Annotated in this window: 3 protein-coding genes; 2 read left to right on the forward strand and 1 reads right to left on the reverse strand. The window is 74.4% G+C overall.

Annotated features, from left to right (window positions below):
• Positions 1 to 86 precede the first annotated feature (86 nt).
• Complete coding sequence (locus tag IE294_RS18460; RefSeq protein WP_189887397.1) at positions 87 to 2,228, reverse strand: SpoIIE family protein phosphatase; 2,142 nt, start codon at positions 2,226 to 2,228, stop codon at positions 87 to 89.
• A 1,302-nt stretch (positions 2,229 to 3,530) separates the two neighbouring features.
• On the opposite strand from IE294_RS18460, the gene IE294_RS18465 reads away from it, so the two are divergent.
• Together IE294_RS18465 and IE294_RS18470 are read left to right on the forward strand one after the other, a co-directional pair.
• Positions 3,531 to 4,739, forward strand: coding sequence for a cytochrome P450 (locus IE294_RS18465; protein WP_189887399.1), 1,209 nt, complete (start codon positions 3,531 to 3,533; stop codon positions 4,737 to 4,739).
• A 101-nt stretch (positions 4,740 to 4,840) separates the two neighbouring features.
• A complete protein-coding gene (locus IE294_RS18470) occupies positions 4,841 to 6,193 on the forward strand; it encodes a serine hydrolase domain-containing protein (RefSeq protein ID WP_189887401.1) in 1,353 nt (450 codons plus the stop codon).
• The last annotated feature ends 334 nt before the right edge of the window (positions 6,194 to 6,527 follow it).

Genomic DNA, 6,527 nt, shown 5'->3' on the forward strand with positions numbered 1-6,527 from the left:
GCCCCCGGCGCTGGTCACCCGCTCGGTGCCGGTCGACGGGGAGCGGTCCGGCCCTCCGGCGGGAGGGCCGGACCCGGCCGCGCGCGTCATCCGTCGTCGCGTGCCCGCAGCAGCAGCACCGCCACGTCGTCCACCCGCCCCCGGGCCCCCGCACTGTGCCGGACCACCTCGTCCGCCAGGCTCTCCAGCGGCTGGTCGCCGATCTCCGCGAGCAGCCCGCCGAGGTCGACCAGCGCGTCCTCGATGTCGATGCCCGGGGACTCCACCAGGCCGTCGGTGTACAGGACGAGCACCGAGCCGGGGACCAGGCAGACCTCGGTCGTCGGATACCGGGCCGAGGCGTCGATCCCGAGGAGCGGGCCCCCGGCCAGGTCCAGCACCCGCACCCGCCCGTCCGGCCGGCGCAAGAGCGGCGGCGGATGACCCGCCCGCGCCATGACGGCCCGCCCGCGTGCCGGATCCAGCCGCAGGTAGAGACAGCTGGCGAACAGTTCGGTGCCGAGATCGATCAGCAGCCGGTTGGTGCTGCTCATCACCTCGTGCGGTGCCTGCCCCACCGTGGTGTACGCGCGGACCCCGGTGCGGATCTGGCCCATCAGGCCGGCCGCGGTCACGTTGTGCCCCTGGACGTCCCCGATCACCGCCGCCGCCAGCGGCCGGCTCGGCACCAGGTCGTAGAAGTCGCCGCCGATCTCCATGCCGTGGGTGGCGGGAAGGTAGCGGGCCGCCGCCTCGATGCCGGGCGGGGGCGTCAACGAGTGCGGCAGCAGCGCCTGTTGCAGGCCGTGCGCGAGGCGGTGCTTGGCGTCGTAGAGCAGCGCCCGCTCCAGGGCCTGTGCGATCAGCCCGCCGAGCGAGGTCAGCACCGCCCGCTCGTCGGCGGGGAAGACGTGCGGCTCCGTGTAGGCCAGCACACAGGTGCCGACCGGCCGCCCGGACGCGATCAGCGGCAGGTACGCCCAGGCGGCGAAGCCGTCCGGGCTGTCGTGCCGGGTCGGATACAGCCGTTCGAGCTGCTCCTGGGAGTCGAAGAAGGCGGGCACCCCGCTGCTCAGGACGTGCGTGCCCGGCGTGCGCTCGGACAGCGGCAGCCCGTCGAACCGCTCCACGATGTGCGGCTCCGCGTAGCCCCGGTGCCCCAGCACGTGCAGCCGCCCGCCCTGTGCCCGCAGCAGCGCCAGCGCCTGGCTGCCGACGGCCGGGGCCACCTCGTCCCACACCAGCTGCACCACGTCCCGCACCCCGGCCGCCTCGGTCAGCGCGCCCGCCAGGCTCAGCAGCTGGGAGATCGTCACGAGCCGGGACGGACCCGGGCCCGCCCGCGGGATCCCGCCGGCCATGTCCGCCACCGCCCGGGCCCGGGTGACGCGCACGCTCAGTCCGGTCGTGCTCGGATGCATCCGGAACGACAGCCACTCGCCCGGCGGGCGCAGCGCCACGAACGACGTCACCTGCTGGCTCATCAGCGCCGCCCGGTAACGGTCCTCGTACATCGGGTCGTTCAGCCAGGGCACCGACACCCAGGGCACCGTGCCCATCAGCTCCCCGGCGGGCCGGCCGAGCAGTTCGGCGGCGGACGCGTTCACGAAGCCGATACGGCCGTGCAGATCCAGTGACATCAGTCCGTACGGCAGCCGGGACACCATCCGCACCGCCTCGACCGAGCCCAGCGTTTCCGCCACGAACGACACCGGCGCCGCGAGCACGTCCGGCTCGTGCCCGAGCGGGCGGTCCTCCCGCGCGGCCCGCTCCAGCCGCCGCGCCAGCCGCGCGCAGGCCGCCGTCAGCTGCTCCCGCTCCCGGTCCGCCAGCTCCTGCGGGTGTGTGCCCGGCCAGGTCACGAACACCGCGCCGTACACCGCGCGCTCCGTCGCCACGGGCGCGGCGGCCAGCGCGAACGGGTACGGCAGCACCACCGAGATCCTGGGATAGTGGCGGGCCATCTCCGCCTCGCCGCCCACCCACACGAGCCGCCTCTCGCGCGCCGCGTCCGCGACCGGGATCGGCGCGCTCAGTCCGATCCGCTCCCACGGTGCCGCGAAGGCGCGGGGCATGCCCGCCATGACCGCCATTTCCAGGACCGTCTCGTCGGGCCTGAGCAGATAGACCGCGCCGGAGTGCGCCTGTACCTCCTCCATGAGGGTGGCCAGCGCCAGCGACAGCACCGGCTGTCCGGCCGGCTCCCTCCCGGCCGCCGGTGCCCGTACCGGCTCCGGCCCGTCGGACACGGCGACCACCTCCTCGTACGGCCGCGCTTCGCATCCCGGCCACAAGACTCCCTCGCGGCGGCGCCCCGCGCACGGCGAACGCTCAGGGGGCTCCCTTCGCGCCCGCGCGTGCCGGATGGCTCCGCCTACCCCGCACGGCCGTCTCCATGCGCCGGCGCGGTAGGGGAGGGCGGGCTGCGGACGAGAACGCCCGCCCCCGGAGGGCCGGCCGCCGTCCCGGGCGGCGCCCGGCGGTGGGCGAGAAGCACAGGTGGTGTACGGGCTTCTCGTGTGCGCCCCCGCCGCGCCCGGATGGCCGAATCCATGCGCATCGGCCGACGTTCTCGGCCCCGCGTGATGCCGAAGCGGGCGAGTGCGGGCCGGGGTACGCGTGACCGCCGGGCGTGTCGGCGGTGGGCCGGTGCGGCGCGCCGCGCGTGTCGCGACCGGCCCCGGCAGCGGGTCCGGGCTCTCGGCTGGCCGAATCATCACCCCTGATCAGGGGCAGTCCGGCCACCGGGCCGCACGGCGGCGCGGCGCACCGGCCCGCGTGCGGTCGCGGCGCGGACGACTGCCGTCCGGAAAACGGCGACAGGTTTTCCCCGCGCGCTCGGTTTGCGGCTCAGATGCCGGGGCACACGCGGGGGCGACGATCCGGCCGGGGGTCTCGTGCGCGCGCAGGCCCGGCGAGTGGCCGGACAGTGACGCAAAATCACCGGCAGAGTACTCTCCGTTCAACTTCAGGGGGTTGCTTGTGTGTGACTCGCCGTGAAGACTGTGGCCGAGTTCCATCGAAACGAAGGTGTCTCGGGGTACGCATCATGCCAATCGTGGGGCGGCACGCGCTGCGACTGCGTATTCTCACACCTCACAAGCCGGGAGGGTCCTGCGTGAGCCGTGCGCGGGAGCTATCGCCGAGGGGGATGGGTTATGTCGGATCGGCGCGCCGCACGACGGGGATCGCTACGGGGCCGTGGCCGGCCGCGCAGCGGCCACGGCCTGCATCACAGGGGCTGAGTCCCGCCACGCGCATCGCAGGGGCTGATTCCCCCCGCACGCATCGCATGGGCCGAGTCCCACCCATGGGCTGAGACCTCATCGCATGTGCGGAGGGTCTCCGGCCCACCCGGACACCAGTCCGATGGCGGCCGACGTCGCCGCGCCCGAGGAGGACACGGGGGCCACGTTCTTCCCGTCCGGATGTCCCGGCAGCGGGGGTGCAGCCGTGCCCGGAACCCGCCCGGCCCCTGGCCGGCGCCGGTCCGCGGCCTTCCCCCGCACGCATGACTCCTCCATGCCCGCACGCGCCAGCAAGGAGACAAGGTGATCAGCAAGCAACCGACGGGCGAACGGCTCCTCCTGGAGGAGTTACCCGACCGCTGGCGCGGCTTACGCGAGGCCGGGCCGGTGCGGTACGACGAGACGCAGGGCGTCTGGCAGGTGCTGGACCACGAGACCGTCGCCGCCGTGCTCGCCGACCCGGCGACGTACTCCTCCGACATGTCCGCCCTCGCGCCCACCCAGTCCGACTTCGAGACCTTCCGGCAGGGCAACTTCGTCGGCATGGACCCGCCGGAGCACCGCAAGCTCCGCACCCTGGTGAGCCAGGCGTTCACCCCCCGGGTGGTCCAGGGGCTCGGCCCCCGCATCGAGGCCGTCTGCGCCCGGCTGCTGGACGCCGTCGCCGACCATGACCGGTTCGACCTGGTCGACGCGCTGGCCTATCCGCTGCCGATCATCGTCATCGCCGAGCTGCTCGGCATCCCGGGGGAGGAACACCGCCTCTTCCAGGAGTGGGCGAGCGTCCTGTTCGGCGGCGACCAGCTCGGCGAGGCGCCCGACATGGCCGACCTGGAACGCGCCCTGGAGGCCATCGCGCCCACGGTGCGCGAGATGAACGGCTACATGCTCGACCACATCCGCGCCCGCCGCGCCGACCCCGGCGACGACCTCACCAGCAGACTCATCGCCGCCGAGGTGGACGGCGTCCGCCTCGCGGACCAGGAGATGGTCGGATTCGTGGCCCTGCTGCTGGTCGCCGGGCACATCACCACCACCGCGCTGCTGGGCAACGCCGCCGTCACCTTCGACCGGCACCCCGGCACGAACGCCGCGCTGCGCGCCGAGCCCGCGCGCATCCCGGCCGCCGTCGAGGAGGTGCTGCGCTGGCTGCCCCCGTTCCCGGAACTGGGCCGCCGCGTCACCCGGCCCGTGGTCCTCGGCGGGCATGAGATCGCGGCCGACACCCTGCTCATGGCACATCTGGGTGCCGCCAACCGGGACCCCGCCCGCTTCGCGGCGCCCGACGTGTTCGATGTGACCCGGCATCCCAACCCGCACCTGACCTTCGGGCACGGCATCCACTTCTGTTTCGGCGCGCCCCTGGCCCGGCTGGAGGCGCGGATCGCCCTGCGGATGTTGCATGAACGATTCCGCATGCTGGCGATCCCCTCCTACGAGGACATCGCCTACCAGAATCCGGCCGTGATCATCGGCGTACGGCACCTGCCCGTCGAGGTCCGCAGACCGTAGCCCGAGCGAGCCCAGCGCACCGGCCGGCCCCGACACCGCTCACCCACGGGCCGGACCGGAACACCCGCACATGAGACCCACCCAACGGGAGTCCCCTTCTCATGCCGTACACCATCCCCACCGCTCCGGCCGCCTCCCGGACGCCGTCCCTGTTACGCCGGGAGATACAGGACCGTCTCGACGCCCTCGCCCGGACCCACCGGGTGCCCGGCGCCCAACTGGCCCTGGACACCGGCACGGATCTCATCGCCGTGCACACCGGTACGGCCGACGTCACGGCCGGCAGCCCCTTCACCGAGGACACGGCGGTCCCGCTGGGCTCGCTCACGAAGCCCTGCACCGCCGCGCTCGTCATGCTCCTGGCCGACGACGGCGACCTGGACCTGGACGAACCCGCCGCCGCCCACCTCCCCGAACTCGGCGCGGTCCCCGAGGTGACCATCCGTCACCTGCTGAGCCACACCGGCGGGTTGGCGACCGGACCGGACTCGGACACCGCCGCCATGACCACCGCCCCCCGCTACCTCGCCGCCGTGTGCACCGCCCGCGACGCGCTGTTCCCACCAGGCACCGACTTCTCCTACTCCAACGCCGGCTACGTCGCCGCCGGACGGCTGGTGGAGACGGTCACCGGCATGTCGTGGCACGAGGCGGTGCGGGCGCTGCTCCTCGAACCCCTCGATGTCACACCCGCGTTCATCGGTGACCCCGCGCCCGCTCGTCCCACGGCCACCGGACACGCCGTCAACTCCGCGACCGGGCAGGCCCGTCCGGCCCGGCAGAACCTGGCGCCGCTGGAGGCACCGGCCGGAGCGCTGCTCGCGAGCGCCCGGGACCTCGCCACGTTCGGCGACGCGCTGATCGGCCGCGCGGACCTGCTGCCGCCCGCCGTCGCCAAGGAGATGCGCCGCCCCGAGACCGCCGCCCGGCCGGGCACCCTGGCCGACGGCTGGGGCCCCGGGCTCGCCCTCTACGAGCGGGACGAACGCGTGTGGTGCGGGCACGACGGCAACGCCCAGGGCACGTCCTGCCATCTGCGGGCCGACCCGGAGAGCGGCGTGGTCGTCGCCTTCACGGGCAACGCCGGGGGTGCCACCGCGCTGTGGCGCGATCTCGTGGAAGAACTGGACCGGCTGACCGGCATACGGGTGCCCGCCGGAGTGCCGGCCGTGGACCGGGGACGACCCGTCGCCCTGCCCGAGTGCGTGGGCACCTACCGCAACGGCACCACGGCCTACCGCATCGCGCCCGGACCGGACGGCTCGCCGGCCCTGTCGGTGGACGGTGACCTGCCCCTGCCGCTGGTCTGCTACGCCGACCTCTCCTGCGACCTGCTCGATCCGGGCACCGGGCGCCTCGAACCGGGGGGCCGCTTCCACCGCGATCCGGCCACCGGGCGGCTCGACCGGGTGCAGATCTCCGGCCGCACGGCCCGCCGCACCGACCCTGACTGAACACGGGTGCCCGTTGGTCCGGGGCCGTGGTGCCGGCTCCGGTGCATCGCGCCGGTGTCCTGGCCGACTCGGGCCCCGGGCCGTGATGCGCCGGTGCCGGTGCCGGTCCAGCCGCTGATCCGGTGGCCGGCTCGGGTCGGCCCGCATGGCTTCGGCGCCGGTCGCCGGGACCGGCAGTCGTCACCGGCCGGGTGGCACCCCTGAGCGCGCCCCGGTCGCCCCCGTACCGGGCACCCAGTCGCCTCCCCGCACCCCGTACCGCACACCCGGTGTGTCACCCCGAGCCCGCGCACCGTCCCCTCGGTGGGCCCGGGACCGTCCGCGCCGCATCGTC

Origin of the sequence: Streptomyces canarius (assembly GCF_014650735.1) — a bacterium.
GTDB lineage: Bacteria > Actinomycetota > Actinomycetes > Streptomycetales > Streptomycetaceae > Streptomyces > Streptomyces olivaceoviridis.